At 45.9% G+C, this 15,924-nt stretch carries 12 protein-coding genes; 3 read left to right on the forward strand and 9 right to left on the reverse strand.

Annotation, left to right across the window (positions count from 1 at the left end; all coding sequences use genetic code 11):
- A partial coding sequence (locus KWJ01_RS11340) for a PAS domain-containing sensor histidine kinase (RefSeq protein WP_224996563.1) occupies positions 1 to 1,456 on the forward strand: 1,456 nt, incomplete at its 5' end.
- A gap of 147 nt (positions 1,457 to 1,603) precedes the next feature.
- Here KWJ01_RS11340 and KWJ01_RS11345 read toward each other — a convergent pair.
- Positions 1,604 to 2,011, reverse strand: a complete 408-nt coding sequence (locus tag KWJ01_RS11345; protein ID WP_224996564.1) for a response regulator — start codon at positions 2,009 to 2,011, stop codon at positions 1,604 to 1,606.
- Between the two features lie 509 nt (positions 2,012 to 2,520).
- On the opposite strand from KWJ01_RS11345, the gene KWJ01_RS11350 reads away from it, so the two are divergent.
- Positions 2,521 to 3,552: a T9SS type A sorting domain-containing protein gene (locus tag KWJ01_RS11350; protein ID WP_224996565.1), complete on the forward strand. Its 1,032-nt coding sequence runs from the start codon at positions 2,521 to 2,523 to the stop codon at positions 3,550 to 3,552.
- Between the two features lie 56 nt (positions 3,553 to 3,608).
- Here the strand turns inward: KWJ01_RS11350 and KWJ01_RS11355 are convergent, their stop codons facing one another.
- From KWJ01_RS11355 to htpG, 5 genes are all read right to left on the reverse strand, one after another.
- Positions 3,609 to 3,767 carry a hypothetical protein gene (locus tag KWJ01_RS11355; RefSeq protein WP_224996566.1) on the reverse strand — a complete coding sequence of 53 codons (159 nt, stop codon included), beginning with the start codon at positions 3,765 to 3,767 and terminating at the stop codon, positions 3,609 to 3,611.
- 93 nt (positions 3,768 to 3,860) lie between these two features.
- Positions 3,861 to 5,177, reverse strand: a complete 1,317-nt coding sequence (locus KWJ01_RS11360; RefSeq protein ID WP_224996567.1) for a PAS domain-containing protein — start codon at positions 5,175 to 5,177, stop codon at positions 3,861 to 3,863.
- A 235-nt stretch (positions 5,178 to 5,412) separates the two neighbouring features.
- Positions 5,413 to 6,735, reverse strand: a complete 1,323-nt coding sequence (locus KWJ01_RS11365) for a PAS domain-containing protein (RefSeq protein WP_224996568.1) — start codon at positions 6,733 to 6,735, stop codon at positions 5,413 to 5,415.
- Between the two features lie 225 nt (positions 6,736 to 6,960).
- On the reverse strand, positions 6,961 to 7,821 hold the full coding sequence (locus tag KWJ01_RS11370; RefSeq protein ID WP_224996569.1) for a toxin-antitoxin system YwqK family antitoxin: 861 nt from the start codon (positions 7,819 to 7,821) through the stop codon (positions 6,961 to 6,963).
- 278 nt (positions 7,822 to 8,099) lie between these two features.
- Complete coding sequence (gene htpG, locus KWJ01_RS11375) at positions 8,100 to 9,956, reverse strand: molecular chaperone HtpG (RefSeq protein WP_224996570.1); 1,857 nt, start codon at positions 9,954 to 9,956, stop codon at positions 8,100 to 8,102.
- Between the two features lie 177 nt (positions 9,957 to 10,133).
- Here htpG and KWJ01_RS11380 point away from each other — a divergent pair, with 177 nt between their 5' ends.
- Positions 10,134 to 12,755: a PAS domain S-box protein gene (locus KWJ01_RS11380; RefSeq protein WP_224996571.1), complete on the forward strand. Its 2,622-nt coding sequence runs from the start codon at positions 10,134 to 10,136 to the stop codon at positions 12,753 to 12,755.
- Between the two features lie 173 nt (positions 12,756 to 12,928).
- Here the strand turns inward: KWJ01_RS11380 and KWJ01_RS11385 are convergent, their stop codons facing one another.
- From KWJ01_RS11385 to KWJ01_RS11395, 3 genes are all read right to left on the reverse strand, one after another.
- Complete coding sequence (locus tag KWJ01_RS11385; protein ID WP_224996572.1) at positions 12,929 to 13,684, reverse strand: hypothetical protein; 756 nt, start codon at positions 13,682 to 13,684, stop codon at positions 12,929 to 12,931.
- Positions 13,685 to 14,105: 421 nt separating this feature from the next.
- Positions 14,106 to 14,747, reverse strand: a complete 642-nt coding sequence (locus KWJ01_RS11390) for a hypothetical protein (RefSeq protein ID WP_224996573.1) — start codon at positions 14,745 to 14,747, stop codon at positions 14,106 to 14,108.
- Between the two features lie 13 nt (positions 14,748 to 14,760).
- The gene (locus KWJ01_RS11395) at positions 14,761 to 15,813 is read right to left on the reverse strand and encodes an N-acetylmuramoyl-L-alanine amidase (protein WP_224996574.1); all 1,053 of its coding nucleotides are present in this window, start codon (positions 15,811 to 15,813) and stop codon (positions 14,761 to 14,763) included.
- Positions 15,814 to 15,924: the final 111 nt, after the last annotated feature.

Genomic DNA, 15,924 nt, shown 5'->3' on the forward strand with positions numbered 1-15,924 from the left:
ACTGGTGAGGCAAAAGGATAAGCTACATCAAGTTCTGGTAGAGCATGGTATAGACATGCTGGCTATGTTTGACCAGGAGTTAAACTTCTTGTACAGTGGAGGTTCCACCTTCAGAATAATGGGCTACACGCCAGAACAGCTTGTTGGCACTAATGTTATACACTACATTCATCCCGAAGATGTTCCCCAGGTTGAGGAAGCGTTAAGGCAAATTCTTACTTCACAAGAAACCGTTAAACTTTCAGATTTCCGATTCAAGGATGCAAAGGGAGCATGGAGATGGATGGAGACAACGGTGAGCAATCAGTTAAATAATCCTAATGTCAGAGCGCTGGTATCTAATTCACGGGATATTTCCAGCAGAGTAATACTAAGTCTTGAACTGGAAAAGCTTTCCCTGGTTGCAAAGAAGACCATCAATGGAGTCGTGATCTTCGATGCTGATGGACGTGTAGAGTGGGTGAATGATGGTTTTACCAGAATAACAGGCTACACTTTTGCCGAAGCGGCAGGTAAATTTCCTGCTGTTTTTCTTTCAGGGGAAGAGACTGATATAGCCACTATCAACAGAATCAGAGAAAAGTTAATACAAGATCAGCCGTTTTCAGAAGAGGTGGTTGCTTATAACAAGTCAGGGCAAAAGATGTGGGTTGCACTTGATTTTACTCCTATTCTGAATGATCGTGGTGAGTTGTTGAATGTGATAGCCTTGCAGACTGAAATTACAGAAAGAAAACAAGCAGAAATACAGCAGCTAAAGTTAACCCAGGACCTTTACAAGCAAAATAATGATTTGCAGCAGTTCACCTATGTTGTCTCCCACAACCTTAGATCACCAGTAGCAAATGTTATGGGATTAGTGGATATAATGTCCACACTTGATAAGGATTCTGATGAATTTGATACTACGCTTGCCTATCTGAAGAAATGCACAGGAAAACTTGACGGTGTTTTGAAAGATCTTAACATGATTCTTTCCTTCAGGGATAAAGAAGATTTTATTGAGATGGTAGAAGTGAGTGTCGCAGAAAAGTGCCAGCAGGCAGTGGAAGATCTTCAGGAATTACTTCAAATAAGTGGTGGTGAAGTGAATATGGACATTGATAAAAGCATTATTGTCCTTGGTAATAATGCTTATATATACAGTATCTTTCATAACCTGCTAACTAATTCCATAAAGTACAGGTCACTTAAACGTACTTTAAAGATCGACATCAAGTGCATAAGCAGCGACAGAACTGGCACCATCATATCTTTCCAGGATAATGGATTAGGCTTTGACATAGATTTAGCGGGTGACAAACTCTTTAAGCTTTACAAGCGGTTTCATAACAACTCCGATGGAAGAGGTGTCGGGTTGTTCTTGATCAAATCTCATCTTGATGCCATGGGTGGACGAGTAGAAGTGTCCAGTGAAGTAGACGTGGGAACGATGTTTCTAATCTACTTTAAGTAAGGTGCATGAAAGCTATGTCAATGATGATGGAGAAAATAGCTTATTCTTTGCTTTATAGTAGATCTTAGAAGGAGTAGTTGCAGGAGAAATGAATACCAATATTTAAGCTATCTGCAAAAGCAGTGTTAGATTGAATTTGTACCTCTATTATCCCCCAATCAATGTTTTGACTTCATTTGCATCTAATGGCTTTAAGATGTATTTCTGCACAATGTCTTTGTGCAAATTAACATTCTCACCATCTTGACTGCCTATGTGGGTTGCTAACATATAGATAGTAAGCCTGCTTCTGTCAATGTCTTGTAACTTTTTCAACTTTTCCAAAAATTCAAATCCGTCCATGTCAGGCATGTTCAAATCCAGAAACAGTAAATCTTTACCCTGTTCTTGTTTGGTTGAATTCTTGTAATGATCAGTGATATATTGTAGTGCTTGAGTCCCATCATGCATGCATAGCACCTGTTCAGCGACACACATATTTTCTAAAACTGACTGATGCACAAAGCATGACACTTCATCATCATCCACAAGCAAAATTTTATTTACCTTTTTCATAACAGATGTTAGCTTAAAGAAGCCCTGAACGATAAGGCTATAAAGTGACGGTAATTTAACCCTAAATTTCAATTCTACTATAACTGCAAGCCAAACAAAGTATTTAAGAGCAGGGGTTGTATCTCCAAAGCCAGCATACTGACATAGATTTCATTGTTGCACACCTGATGATAAAATTATTCTCTGGGCAAAACCTCTCCTGGCGGAATGGTCGGAATCAATTTAAACCAGCATTCAAGGTTAACAAAGAAGCATGTCTAATATCAATATATTAGACATATATATGATGTCTATTTGTCTAAGCTATATAATCAAACCACTATTTTCATAATAGTTTCATAAACCTGTACTCGGTATAATGTAACTAACTGTAAAACAGCACTAAGAATGTGGTTTAACATTATTTAACTTTAATTAAGAATACGTTAACACCGGCGCATTGGGTGATGCAGTACTTTTGAATAAGCATCAAATTGCTTTGATAAAGCATCCATTTAAATTTTTAACCCATGAAAAAGGCGGCCCTATTTTTAGTATTATGCCTTGCCACAGGCTGGTTAGCGCAGGAGGTACAGGCACAGAAGGATTCTCCAAAACAAAGGATCAGAGTAATTACCAAAGACAGTAATGGCAATAAGGTTGCATATGAATACAACAGCCGTGAAGAAATGCAGCAGGATGAACGCCTGAAAGGCTTGAACCTGCCCCTGCCCCTCGATGGCAACATTACTTTTGAAATCGACAGGGATAACACTTATGATCGGCTCCTGGAAAATGCTGGCAGTTTAAGGCAGCTGAATGATTCTGTAAAAATCAGGCGGTTTAGTTTTCATCCTGACAGCAACATGCTGAAACAAGTGGACAGGGCCAGGTTTGTGATTGTAAGGGGAATGGAGAATGTTCCATTAGAAGACCTGCTCAAGCAGCGGGATAGTGCGATGGCCGGGGGAATGCAGAAAGAGTTAAGGGTTTTAAAGCTCAGGGGAGTGCCCGCCATGGAAGAAATGCCTGCGGATATGCAGCAAATGCTGAAGGAGAGAGGGCTGGATTTTAAAGAAGGGGACGTGATGATCTGCCTCAGCCATCATGATTCTGTACCCCATCCGCCAGTGCCGCCGGTGCCGCCTATGCCTGCCGAAGCGGCAGGATTAGCTGTTCCGCCAGTACCACCTTTACCTGCCGAAGCAGCAGACTTTACCCTACCGCCAGTACCAGCAGTGCCGCCTGTTCCGGCTCCTGAAGCTGTTGCGGAACGCTCTGCAACACCAGCAGAAGCTCCCTCCTGGCTGGAGGAGCTGGCTGTTTACCCAACACCATCTGCCGATGGACAGGTACAACTGCGATTTAAATCTAAAAACAGGGGAGAAGTTTTGCTGCGGTTAATTGACCTGAATGGAAAAGTTGTATATGAAGAAAGAGTGCCTGATGCAGCTAACACCATAGAGAGAACCATACAGGCCCCGAATGGAGAAAGAGGCATAATGGTACTGCAGATTCAGCAGGGGGGCAACACCTACAGCCGCCGAGTGATTTTAGAATAGTATTTTTTTATCTCCTCATACACCTGAAAACCGGCCGGAACTTCCGGGCGGTTTTTTTATCGCCTTAAACGTGGCCCAAAGCGAACCACTACCCACACCACCAGCAGTAGTATAAATACCCAGGCCGGAATCTGGCCCGGAAGCACAGTTTCATTTAAAACCAGCAGCAAAACTGCAACCAGTAGTATAATAATAGCATTCAGGTGTGGTCCCATCAGGTATATAGTTTCAGCCCTAAAAATATAAAATTAAGGGAAGGGATGGAAAAAAATAACTGGTTTAGCCCCGCTAAAGCTGTAACAGCTGCTCTAGTTGAACTCGTTGGTTTTTTTCATGATCCTGTTAATCACCCGGTTAAGCTCATGGGTGGTGGTAATGAGATAGCCGAGCCACTGCCTGTTTTCAGTATTAAGCTCATCTTCTTTGATGAGCTGGGTAATGCCCATGATGGTGGCTACGGGCTTGCGTACTTCGCTGGCGTAGAGACTGGCTATTTCCTCCAGCTTTTCGTACTGCTGCTGCTCTTTATCTATGTTGGTGGCGCTAAGGGCTACGCCAATAGTATTTCCTTCTGAATCGCTCACCTTAAAGAAACGCAGCTTGTACCAGAGCTCAACGCCCGGGGCAAACTTAAGCTTTTGAATAAACTCCGACCGCTCTTGTGTTAATACCTCATTGATGTGTGCACGAAAAATATCTTCGGTACCTGGCGGTGCATAATGCCAGAAGGAGTCTCCTTCGGCTATTTCCCTGTTAAAGAATGTGCTGGCAAATTCTGCGGCAACCCTGTTGAAGGATATTACCTTAAAGTCCTGGTTGATCAGGATGTTTAGGTCTGAGGTGCTGTTTAAGATGGCAATCAGTTTATTGTTGGCTTCCTGTATGTTTTCCTCTACCTGCTTTCTTTCGGTTACGTCTTTTATCAATACCGTGAGCCCTTCTGCAGATGGGTAAACGGTGCGCTCAAACCATACATTTATATCGGGCCAGTACTCCTCAAACCTGATAGTGGTATTATCTCTTACTGCCTGGCTATAGTACTTGTACAGTTCATCACCTTTGGCTTTTGGAAGTACATCCCAGATGCGTACACCTAAGATCTGGCTGACAGGAAGCCCAACAATTTCTGTAAATACCCTATTGGCTTTGATGATTCTCCAATCCTTATCAACAATGTAAAAACCGTCGGTAATATTTTCAATAACTATATCTAGCTTTTCGCTGCTTTTGCTTAGTTCCGACTGGGCAGCCTCATTTTCTGTAATGTCGTAGCCAATACACATGACTTCTGCTACTTCGCCAGCTTCATTGAGCAGGGCAGAAAATTCGTAATACGACAAAAAAAAGCCCCCGGCGCCATCGGGCTTGCGCAACTGTACCGGAATACTTTTATTCGGATTGGCAATGCAGCTAAAAGCGGTCTGCCTGCAGGCTTCCAGATCGTCGGGATGTATGGTGGCTTCAAAAGGCAGCCCTACAAGATCTGGAGCAATAAAGCTGAATTTACTGGCAAAAGCCTTATTCACATAGGTGTACCTGCCGTCCATGCTAACCCTTAACAGATAAAAGGTGTCAGAATTTTCCAGGTGTGCATACAGGCTTACCGGTAAATTAAATTCAGCCATTGATGTATAAGCGTGAGGTTAGGGTGTTTTTTTAGCTGCACACTTTGCAGGAAATGGTATCAGGAAAAATGGTAAGCTTAAAATACTCATTTAATTAAGCTTGCTTACATATTCGGTGATTTTTTTAATGCATTCAGGCATGCTGAATGTCCGGAATTTTTAGATGAAAGGCCGCGGAAAAGGCAAGGCAGCATGAATGGAAGGGAGCAAGTGCTGCCAATACGGAAGGTATTCTTTAACCTATTTCGCTGGTTTTTATTACTATCTGGTGAATAACACGGTCCAGCTCCTGGGTAGTTTTTCTGAGGTGCCCGAACCACTCCTTATTTTCGCGGGTTAGTTCTTTCTGCTCAATAAGCTGGGTAATGCCCAGGATGGTGGCTACCGGCCGGCGGATGTCGTGTGAGTAAAGATTGGCAATTTCTTCCAGCTTTTCGTACTGGCGCTGCTGCTGGTTGATGTTGGTAGAGCTGAAAGCAACGCCTATAATATTTTTGTCTGCATCATAAACAGGAAAGTACTTCACCAGAAACCATAGGGCAAGTCCGGGTTTGAAGAACAGCTTTATTTTTACTTCTACAGGCTCTCCTTTCAGGGCAGTCTGAAAATTATGAATAAACTCCTCTACCGTACCTGGCAGTATGTACTCCAGTATATTCTGTCCTACTTCAATCTTTTGGTTCTCGTAGAGTATTTTAATGCTTTCGTAGGCAGTTTTATTGAAAGAAAGCACCTTATAGTCCGGATCGATGAGAATGTTGATATCTGAAGTGCTGTTGAGGATAGCAGATAGCTTATTCCTGGATTCCCGTATCTTTTCTTCGGCTTTCTTCTTTTCAGTAATATCCTGGAATAGTACGGTCAGTCCTTCTCCAGAGGGGTAGGCGGTGCCTTCGTACCAGCGCTGTTCCTCTACATTATAATCGATAAAGTAGGAGGTTGTATGCTCCAGCATAGCCCTGCGGTAGGCTTTGGGGTACTGGTAAGCGCCATTGTCGGGAAAAATATCCCACAACGATTTTCCAAGAACCTGCTGGCGGTCTACTCCTACAATTTTTTCAAATACCCTGTTAACTTTAACAAACTCCCAGTTTTTGTTAATGATTAAAAAGCCATCTCCAATATTCTCAATAATGTTATCGAGCTTAATGGCATACTGCAAAGCTTCTCTCTGTGCATGCTGGCTTTCAGTGATATCATAGCCAAGGCACATGATGCCACGTACAGTACCATCCTTGTCTTTAAGAGCAGAGGCCTCCCATTGTGTCCAGACCATGGAACCACCCCTGTTGTCGGTCATGCGGATGCGAAAGGTAAATGTTTTGTGGGGGTGTCCGTGGCAGGCAGTGGTTACCTGGCTGGCCTTTTTTAAATCTGCGGGGTAAACAACACTGTTCAGGTGGGTACCTATAAAATTGTTGCTGATAAAAGAGAACCTGCTGGCAAATAGCGGATTAACATATATATAATAGCCCTGGCTGTCTACACATACCATGTAGAATGAAGCCGAGTTAGTAAACCTGGTGTATGTACTGTTAAAAATCTGGTCTCCAGCCATTAACGATGCTTTCGCTTTTGGTTAAACAGCACTTGTGTAATTGCAGAACAAGGAAACGGGCTGCACTGTTTATGAGGCAAAACCAGGGCTGAATCCGTCGACTGCTGCACTTAATATAAGCAGAATATGTAGAATACAAAGCTTGCTTTCCTTTCCGGGAGAAAGGCTTAGGCGCGGGATTGCACATGCCAGGATATCAACACAGCGCATGCTGAAGACGGAGACTTATTTCTTCCGGGCCTCGTAAATCAGCTTGCCTTCTTTATCCCACTCCTGCAGAATATAAGGGGTGTGGTTATCATCCCAGGGGGTAGGGGGGTACTGCACCACCCGCTTACGGCGCTGCTTGGGGCCTGGGTAATATTCGGTCCAGATGCCTACTTTTTCATCGAAGCGATACTCGCCCTTTACTGCCAGGCGGCCGTCTTCAAAAAAGTAAAAGTAGTTGCCTTCTTTTTTGCCATACTCTACCGGAATTACCTCCTGCAGGCTTTTGGCTTTATCGCTGTAATAGGCAACTTCAGATTCTTTTGGCCAGCCCTTAAAGTATTTCTCTTTGTTGTCGAGTACATAGTAATCGTACATTTTGCGGTAGGTGGTCCAGCGGCCATGCTTGGCGCCCAGGTAAAAAATGCCTTCTTCCACCACCTGGTCGTCTTTTAGTACTTTGTAGGGGCCGTGCAGCAGCATGCCTTTGTCGGGCGTAGGGTTGCCGCCCACTTTTACGGTTTTGCTTTTGTACTCATACCAGTGTATGTCGCGCACATAAGGATCGGGGTCCTGCCATTCGCGCAGGAGGTGAAACAACTGAATTTTCTCTGCTGCACCATAACCGCTTTTTGTAAAGCCCTTGCGGGTTTTCAGGTCGTAGAACACATTCTTTTTCCGCTTTTTCTCCGGAATTTCCTCCTCTTCCTTTTTTTCTTCCTCAAAATCTATGGTGAGGGGCTTATCGGTAGTAAAGCTTTCTTCCGTTGCTGCTGCAGGGGCCTGCCTTTGAGCAGATTCTTCTGTTTGTGCCAGCAGGGGCTGCTGCAGAAGCAGCAGCGCACTTAGCGAACATACGGATGTTAGAAATCTATTCATACAAATGTGGTAACGCAAAGGCAATGGCTCTTGGTATACAATGCGCTGAAGATGCAAAATACCTGTTTTTATATAATTTATAAATAAAGACAGTAATACCGGATCATGGACTTTAACAACTAAAGGCTGCTTTTCTGTTCCGTCTGATTATATTTTTGCAAAAGAATAGGCGCGCAGCTATTGCTGATTCAGGTTCGGCTGGATTATCCGGTACTTACTAAAAATAAAAAAGCGAGAGAAATCTATCCCTCGCTTTTATCAACACAATCAGAATAAAATTACTTCACCAGCATATCGGTGCTGCGACGTATAAAGTCGGTGAGGGCAGCGCCCTGCAGCATATCCTGGCTTAAAAGGGCCAGATCGTAGGCCTGGCGGGCCAGTGCTTTCTGCTTTTCAGCATCGGTTTCGCCGGCAAGCTTGTTAATGAGCGGGTGGTTGGCATTTACCGTCAGCTGGTAGTTATCCGGCATCTGGCCAAAGCCCATGCCCTGCATCATGCTCATGTCTTTCATGCGGCGCATAAACTCTGGCATGGTAAGGGTTACGGGCAGCTCGTCGGGGGCCATTGGGCTTACCTGTACGGTTTTGCTCTTGTCGCCAACGGTTTCTTCAAACACGGTTTTTACCTTTTCTTCCTGCTCCTTGCTTAATACGCTCTCCAGCTTTTCGTCTTTTTCGATCAGCTTGTCGATGGTATCGGCATCTACGCGCTTAAGGCTGGTTTTATCAAGCTTGCGCTCCAGCAGGTTTACAAAGTGGCTGTCGAGCGGAGAGCCCAGCTCCAGCACATCGTAGCTGCGGCGTTTGGCCGATTGCACGTAAGCATCCTGCTGGCCGGGGTGGGTGGTGTAGAGCCACACCTGCTGCTCACTTTTGTCTACCTGGTTGGCTTTAACATGCTCGGGGTACTCGGCCAGGGTAAAGTATTTGCCTTCGGTATTTTTGAGCAGGGCAAAGTCTTTGGCACGATCGTAAAACTTATCGTCGGTAATCATGCCGTATTTCACGAACAGGCCAATATCATCCCACTTTTTCTCGTAGGCTTCGCGGTCTTTCTTATAGAGCTCCTGCAGCTTGTCGGCCACTTTTTTAGTAATGTGGCTATTGATTTTCTTTACGTTGCTGTCGCTTTGCAAAAAGCTGCGGCTTACGTTCAGGGGTATATCCGGTGAATCGATCACACCATGCAGCAGCTGCAAAAATTCTGGCACTACATCTTTTACCTCATCGGTAATAAACACTTGGCGGCTGTAGAGCTGAATTTTATTTTTCTGCAGCTCCAGCTCGTTCTTCAGCTTGGGGAAGTACAGAACGCCGGTAAGGTTAAAGGGGTAGTCTACATTCAGGTGGATCCAGAAGAGCGGATCCGGCGCAAAAGGATAAAGCTCTTTGTAAAAGTTCTGGTAGTCTTCATCCTTTAGCTCGCTGGGCTGCTTGGTCCAAAGTGGCTTGGTTTCGTTGATCTGCTCCGGCTTAGGGGCTTCTTCACCCTCTTTTTCGGCTTTTTCGCCGCTATCAAAGTATACCGGGATGGGCAGGAACTTGCCATATTTCTCCAGTATGCTGCGCAGGCGATAAGTTTCGAGGAACTCCTCGCTGTCTTTGTTTACGTGCAGCACCACATCGGTACCACGTTCCGCTTTTTCGGCAGTACTGATTTCAAACTCGGTGTTACCCGTGCACTCCCAGCGGGCTGCTTCTGCACCCTCTTTATAAGAGCGGGTGATGATATCTACCTTATCGGCCACCATAAAGGAGGAGTAGAAGCCAAGACCAAAGCGGCCAATGATGTTTTTGGCATCGCCCTCTTCCTTGTATTTCTCAATAAACTCAGTGGCGCCGCTAAAGGCGATCTGGTTTATGTATTTCTTGATCTCCTCGGCCGTCATGCCTATGCCATTATCGCTAACGGTAATGGTTTTTGCTGCTTTGTCAAGCTTTACTGTCACCTTCAGCTCTCCGGCTTCACCGGTATACTCTCCTAACTGCGAGAGCTTTTGTAGCTTTTGGCAGGCATCTACGCCGTTGCTTACCAGCTCACGTAAAAAGATCTCGTGATCGGAGTACAAGAACTTTTTGATGATTGGAAAAATGTTCTCGGTATGGATGGAAATTGTACCTTTTTCCTGCATAGCCTAATATAGTTTGATTTGTTGTTCTGCCAGCTCTATTTCAAAAACTGTTCCATTACAGGTAATTCCGCTAAAAATGACACTTTGGCAGAGGTGTAACATATGGGCCGTTTCTGCATTTTTTTTACGCTGTCAATAGTATTATTTCGCTTACTACTTGAATTGGTTAAAAGCATAATGATCAGCAAAATAATCAGCTTTCTTTCTTGGGTTTCAGAACAGGGTATTCGGCCGGAATACTCAATGGGCAAATCCAAGTACATAAAGCTGGTGAATCAGCTAAGCGTGCTTGTTGCAGTAATTGTACTGCTGGTTAACTTTATTCCATACCCCGCTGTACCCCCGCTTCTGCGCTCAGTTATGTTGCTAACGCCGGTTATTATGGCGTCAACGATTCTGATTAACCGATTGGGGTACCCTAAGCTGGCTAAAGTTATCTTTTATCTTGAGCTTAATGCCTACTGCCTAACCCTTACTTTGTTTGTAGGATCGGCCAGTGGCGCCCATATGTTTTTTATTCCGGTTATTTTTGGCTCTGCCCTGGTGTTTGATATGCGCAGGAGGTGGCAGCGAATGCTTGTACTGTTGGTGCCACTTTTAACCATTTCAGTGCTTTGGCTAACAGGAGACAGGCTGGTAATCATAGCTGCGGAGAATGCAGAAGTTATCAGGCAGGCGTATGTTATTAATTATATTGTTACAATTCTTATCTCTTTTTTACTTGCCTTTCTTTATTTCCGCATTACTAACCAGCAGCAAAGGCAGTTGTCTGATGCCATACAGCAGCTTGAAGATCTGAATGTTGCCTTAAAAGAAAAGGAACGCAGCCTGGAGAGTAACCTGCAGTATTCCGACCTGCTGCTGGAAAACCTGAAGGCCAGCAAAGACTATTTCAAATCTGTAATTCAGAATGCCTCCGATATTATTTGTGTTACCGGTAGTAAAGGCTTTGTTAAATACCTGACACCCTCCTTTTACAGGCTGACCGGTTATTTGCAGGAAGATATCCGCAGCATGATGATTTTTGACTTTGTGCACCCTGACGACCTGGCGGAATGTCAGGAACGTTTCTTTAGGCGGGTAAAGGATGGTGGTATGGGACAAACGTTCATGTTTCGTTTTCGTAAGGCCAACGGAGATTACATATACCTGCAAGCCAACGGAAGCAATTTGCTGGGTAACCAGGCTGTAAATGGCATAGTGATTACCGCCCGGGATATTACTGAAAGGGTGCATTACGAGCAGGAGCTAATCCGCAAGGAAAATAACATCCGCAGTATTCTTGACAACAACCCTACCGCTATCTGGATGGTAGACAGTGACTTTAAGCTGCTAGATTACAATAAGGCATTCATTAACCTGCTTGGCATGCTCCACGGCATAGTGCCCTACCGGGGCATGAACCTGATGCAATCTGTGCCTGAAAAGGAGCAACAGGTCTGGCTGACACGTGTAGGGGTTGCAGGAGCGGGAAAGATGGAAGAATACCTGGACAACCGCTACATAGCAGGCAGGGAATACACCTTCCGCGTGTGGGTGCACCCTATCATGAAAGATGGGGAGGCAGACCGCTTCACTGTATTTGCTGAAGACATTACCATTCAGAAGCAGGCAGAGCTGGCCCTGATAGATGCCAAGGAAAAGGCAGAGGAAGCCACTCGTATTAAAACGCAGTTCCTTAGCACCATGAGCCACGAGATCCGTACGCCCATGAACGCTGTTATTGGCATGACACACGTGCTGATGCATGAGAACCCACGCCCCGACCAGGAAGAGAACCTGCGCATACTGCGTTTTTCTGCCGAAAACCTGCTGGCACTCATTAACGATGTACTTGATTTCAATAAAATAGAAGCTGGTAAAGTGGTGTTTGAGAATACACCTTTTGATTTGCCGCAACTGGTTTCTGATCTGAAAAACTCCATGCAGGCCACTGCACGCGATAAGGGCTTGTTACTGGAGGTTTTACATGATGCCGAATTGCCTAAAGTAGTTTTGGGTGATCCGGTGCGCCTGTCGCAGGTATTAGCAAACCTGCTTAGCAATGCTGTTAAGTTTACCTCACAGGGTAGTGTGCGTATACAAACCAGCCTCCTGAAAGAAGAGGCCGGTAAGTGCCACATTGCTTTTAAGGTAGAAGATACCGGCATTGGCATAGCAGCAGAGAAGCAAAACCTGATCTTTGAAAGTTTTGCCCAGGCCGAGGCCGACACCACCCGTCGTTTTGGCGGAACCGGCCTTGGGCTTGCCATTACCAAACGCCTGCTTGAGCTGCAGGGTAGCCACATTACCGTAGAGAGTACCCCCGGAGAGGGATCAGTATTTTCGTTTGTACTCCCGTTTGAGAAACTCTCCCAAACTACCGTTCCTATGCACACTATTCCTATTGAGCCCGAAGACAACCTAGAAAATGTTCGGATACTGTTGGTAGAAGACAATCCGCTGAACCGATTTGTGGCAGAGAAATTCCTGATTCGCTGGGGCATGCAGCTCGATATGGCAGAAACAGGTGCCGAAGCGCTTGAGCTACTGCAAAAGCACAGCTATAAGCTGGTGCTGATGGACCTGCAGTTGCCTGATATTGATGGTTTTGAAGTGGTGGAACGCTTACGGGCTTCGGAATTTAGCAATGCCCGCATTCCGGTTGTGGCCATGTCGGCCTCGGTAGAGCCGCACGTACAGGCACAGGCTTTTGCCTCGGGCATGCAGGATTTTGTAGTAAAACCCTTTAATCCGGAAGAGCTGAAGCAGAAGATTTATTCCTTTATTGGTGCCGGCCTGGCGCAGGTAGGCAGCTGATAAACATTATTTTCAGAATAAAATACAAAGCGGGTAGCCTGGGGCTGCCCGCTTTTTTTCTGTAGCGCTGTGTATTTGGGGCTCGCGCTAAGAGAAACAGTTTCCTGGCTATGGTGAGGAAGGGGCTTAGCGAGAGAAAGAGCAGTCAGCGTATAAAGTGAACTGACAAATATTTATTCATTAGCGGGTAATTCAAGCTCCTGCTGCAGGAGAAGCGAGGCGCTGGCAGAGGCCAGCACCAGCTGCATATTAGCATCCAGGCTTGGGTCTATCCACACCCGGCCATTATTGATGACTTCTACTGCGGCAAGTGGTTTGCCTTCCTGGCGAAACTCATACCCAATAATATCGGTGCCCCAGGTTTCGGCTCCCTGTAGCTTACGCACAGGCAACACTTCAATATTTTGCTGCTGTTCATTGGTGAGCAAACCTGCATAGCGGCCGTTTTTCCTGGTATCATCGCGGTTCATGAGCATCAGGTGCCAGGTTTCCTGCCGGCTGTTGCTGTAGAGCGATGCTGCAAACAAATCTTTGGTTTGCACTGTAAAAGAGGCAAGCTCCTGCAGGGCCGGACTGGTGTTTCCGCCCAGGAAGCGGCCAATGGGCAAATCAGCACCCCTGATGTGATTAACGGCATCTACGGTATAGGCGCCGCGATTGTTATCGAAAAGGGTAAAGCTGTACTTGTCTCTTGCATCCTGCAGTTTGGCAAGGAACACATCCAGCTCATAGCTCCTGGTCCAGCCACGCTTTACCTTTTCGGATTCGTAGTGGCCAAAACTGATCTTTTGGTTAATGAGCAGGCCCTGGCGGCCCGATACCTGCATAGGAGTGCTTTGCTCGGTGAGCTGCTGATCTACCAGCATTTGTGGTGTGGTGCAGGCTGCCAGCCCAAACACCAGTGCCAGAACAAAAAATGTACGTTTCATGGGTAAAAAAGAATAGAAAAAAACAGGCGCTTTAGTTTAAGAGGTGACTAGCTTAAACCCTGGGCCTGTACAGCAAACAATAAGCAACTTCTGTGCCACTGGATATATGAAAGGTACAACTGAACCAGATTTATTTCGCAGCGGCAAAAGGGCTTTATTTGTATCAGTAAATCTTTCAATCATCAGCAGCAGCTCCCTTTCTGTATATAATGCTGGATTTCAGCTAAAAAGCATGAACAATAACTTGCAGCTGTTCAAGATGTTGTTGTACTTATAGGTAAGCGGCTGATGCGCATCTGTAGTTGTTTTTTTATTCTTTCTGATCTACTCCTCCTGGGAAAAAAGAATTTAAACATCACTAATAAAGGAGGCTTATCATGATTTTAGTTGTAGGCGCTACCGGAGCTTAGTGAAGGTGTGATTAAGCTAGTAGTGACTGAAGCTCCCTTTCTATATTTTGCTTTGCAGCATGCTCGTACATATCCTGAAACTGCTGTGTTTTATAAATGGTGGGCAGGGCTAAAAAATGCTGCAGTACTTTTTTCCGGCCTTTCCTGTAGAGGAAGTAGGGCACAAGGCTATACTCCTTGCGTATCTGCCGGGTATAGGTAAGATAGTTTTCCCAGTCATTACCCAAAATGGATAAATCAAAGTCCAGCAGCAGCCTGGTGTCCGGATCAGGAGAATCTGTATGAGCTTTGGTGGCCAGGATCTGCTGGCAGATGTGCTCTTGCTGATGTACAGACAGCCCCAGCCGCTGCATGCGTGCTACGGCTAATTCAGCACTCTTTTCCTCATTGTCCTTGCGCAGTGGGCTGTAAACAATGTCGTGGTAAAAAATGGCAAAGTTTAGCGAGTCAATATCCTGAACAGAAGCTTTATGGGTATTAGCAAGCTTGATAAGTGAATTTAGGTGCTGCAGCGTGTGGTAGTAACGCCCTTTAGAGGAGTAGGCCTGTTCTATTTCCTGCCACAGCTGCTCTGCCAGGTCCTGATGCCGGGTGTAGTGGCTGGCTAGTTTAAGCCAGGATTCTTTCAGGGGTATGTTTTCTGCTGTTTCCATGCCAGCACTGCCGCTAGCGGGCTATGTAATCACTGATCATGCCGTCGGCAATCCAGTTTGCCAGGGCCTGGCGATTGTCGGCCAGCACAAAACGGCGCTGGTCGAGGTCGTTTTTGATATTGCCTAATTCTATGAACACAGCAGGCGGATGGCTGTACTTGATCACATAAAGGCTGCTGCGGGTAGATACGTTGCCGTAGTAGTTACGGTTAGGCTGGTGGTGGTTGTACTTATCGGTAAAGGTCTGGTGAATTGTTTCGGCCAGGCGTTTGCCGTGGGGGCTGTTCTCGTGATGGTAAAAGAATACATCAATATTCTGGCCCTTGCTGCGGCTGTCGACGTGAACAGCCAGCATACGCTGGTAAGCACCTTTGTGCTTCAGGTATAAGGCATTTACAGCATTGGTGCGTTGCCTTAGCCGCTCCTTCTGGCTGAGGGGAATAATATCTCTGGGATAGCAAACCTCATCCTTGTCCGAGGGCAGCAGGCTTTCGTCACGGATTCCGTCGTCCTCGTCCTGAACGATCATATACACCGTTGCCCCATGCTCCATCAGGCGGCGTGCCAGGCGAATGGTTACATCGTAGGCGTACTCATCTTCACTGAGTTCGTAAGGGCCGTATTTGCCGATAGCTCCGGGATCGGGACCGCCATGGCCGGCCGTAAGGTAGTAAACGGCTCCTTTCAACTGCTGGTCTCTTACCTCCAGGCGGCTGTATTTTTTGCCAAAGAGGGGTACATCCAGTACTGCCAGTTCTGCTTTGGGCGCGGGCGCTGGTGCTTTTTCGGGTGCTGCTGCCACTGGTTTAGTTTCTGCAGCAGCAGCAGCGGTAGAGGCTAAAAGTGTTTCAGGTGCGGCTGCGGCAGGCGGCAGGAGGTAGGTTCTGCCTGTGTAGAGGCTGTTATCTTTGCCAATATTGGCTGCGTTTAGCTCCAGGAAGGCCTGAAAATACCTGGCGGGATCAAGGCCGTTTTTACGTAGCAGCAAAAAAATGCCATCGCCGCTTTCGGCCACCACTTTTTTAGGCCCGTCCTGAGCCAGCAAAGAAGTGTGTACCAGCAGCATAAAAAAAAATAAGCAGCACGTTCGGGCAGCAGTTAACACCATCATCACAGAATCAGCCTTTGCGATAGTACAAACAGAATTATAGAATACGAAGATAAGCGATCCGACCCT

This window comes from Cesiribacter sp. SM1 (assembly GCF_020178975.1).
GTDB lineage: Bacteria > Bacteroidota > Bacteroidia > Cytophagales > Cyclobacteriaceae > Cesiribacter.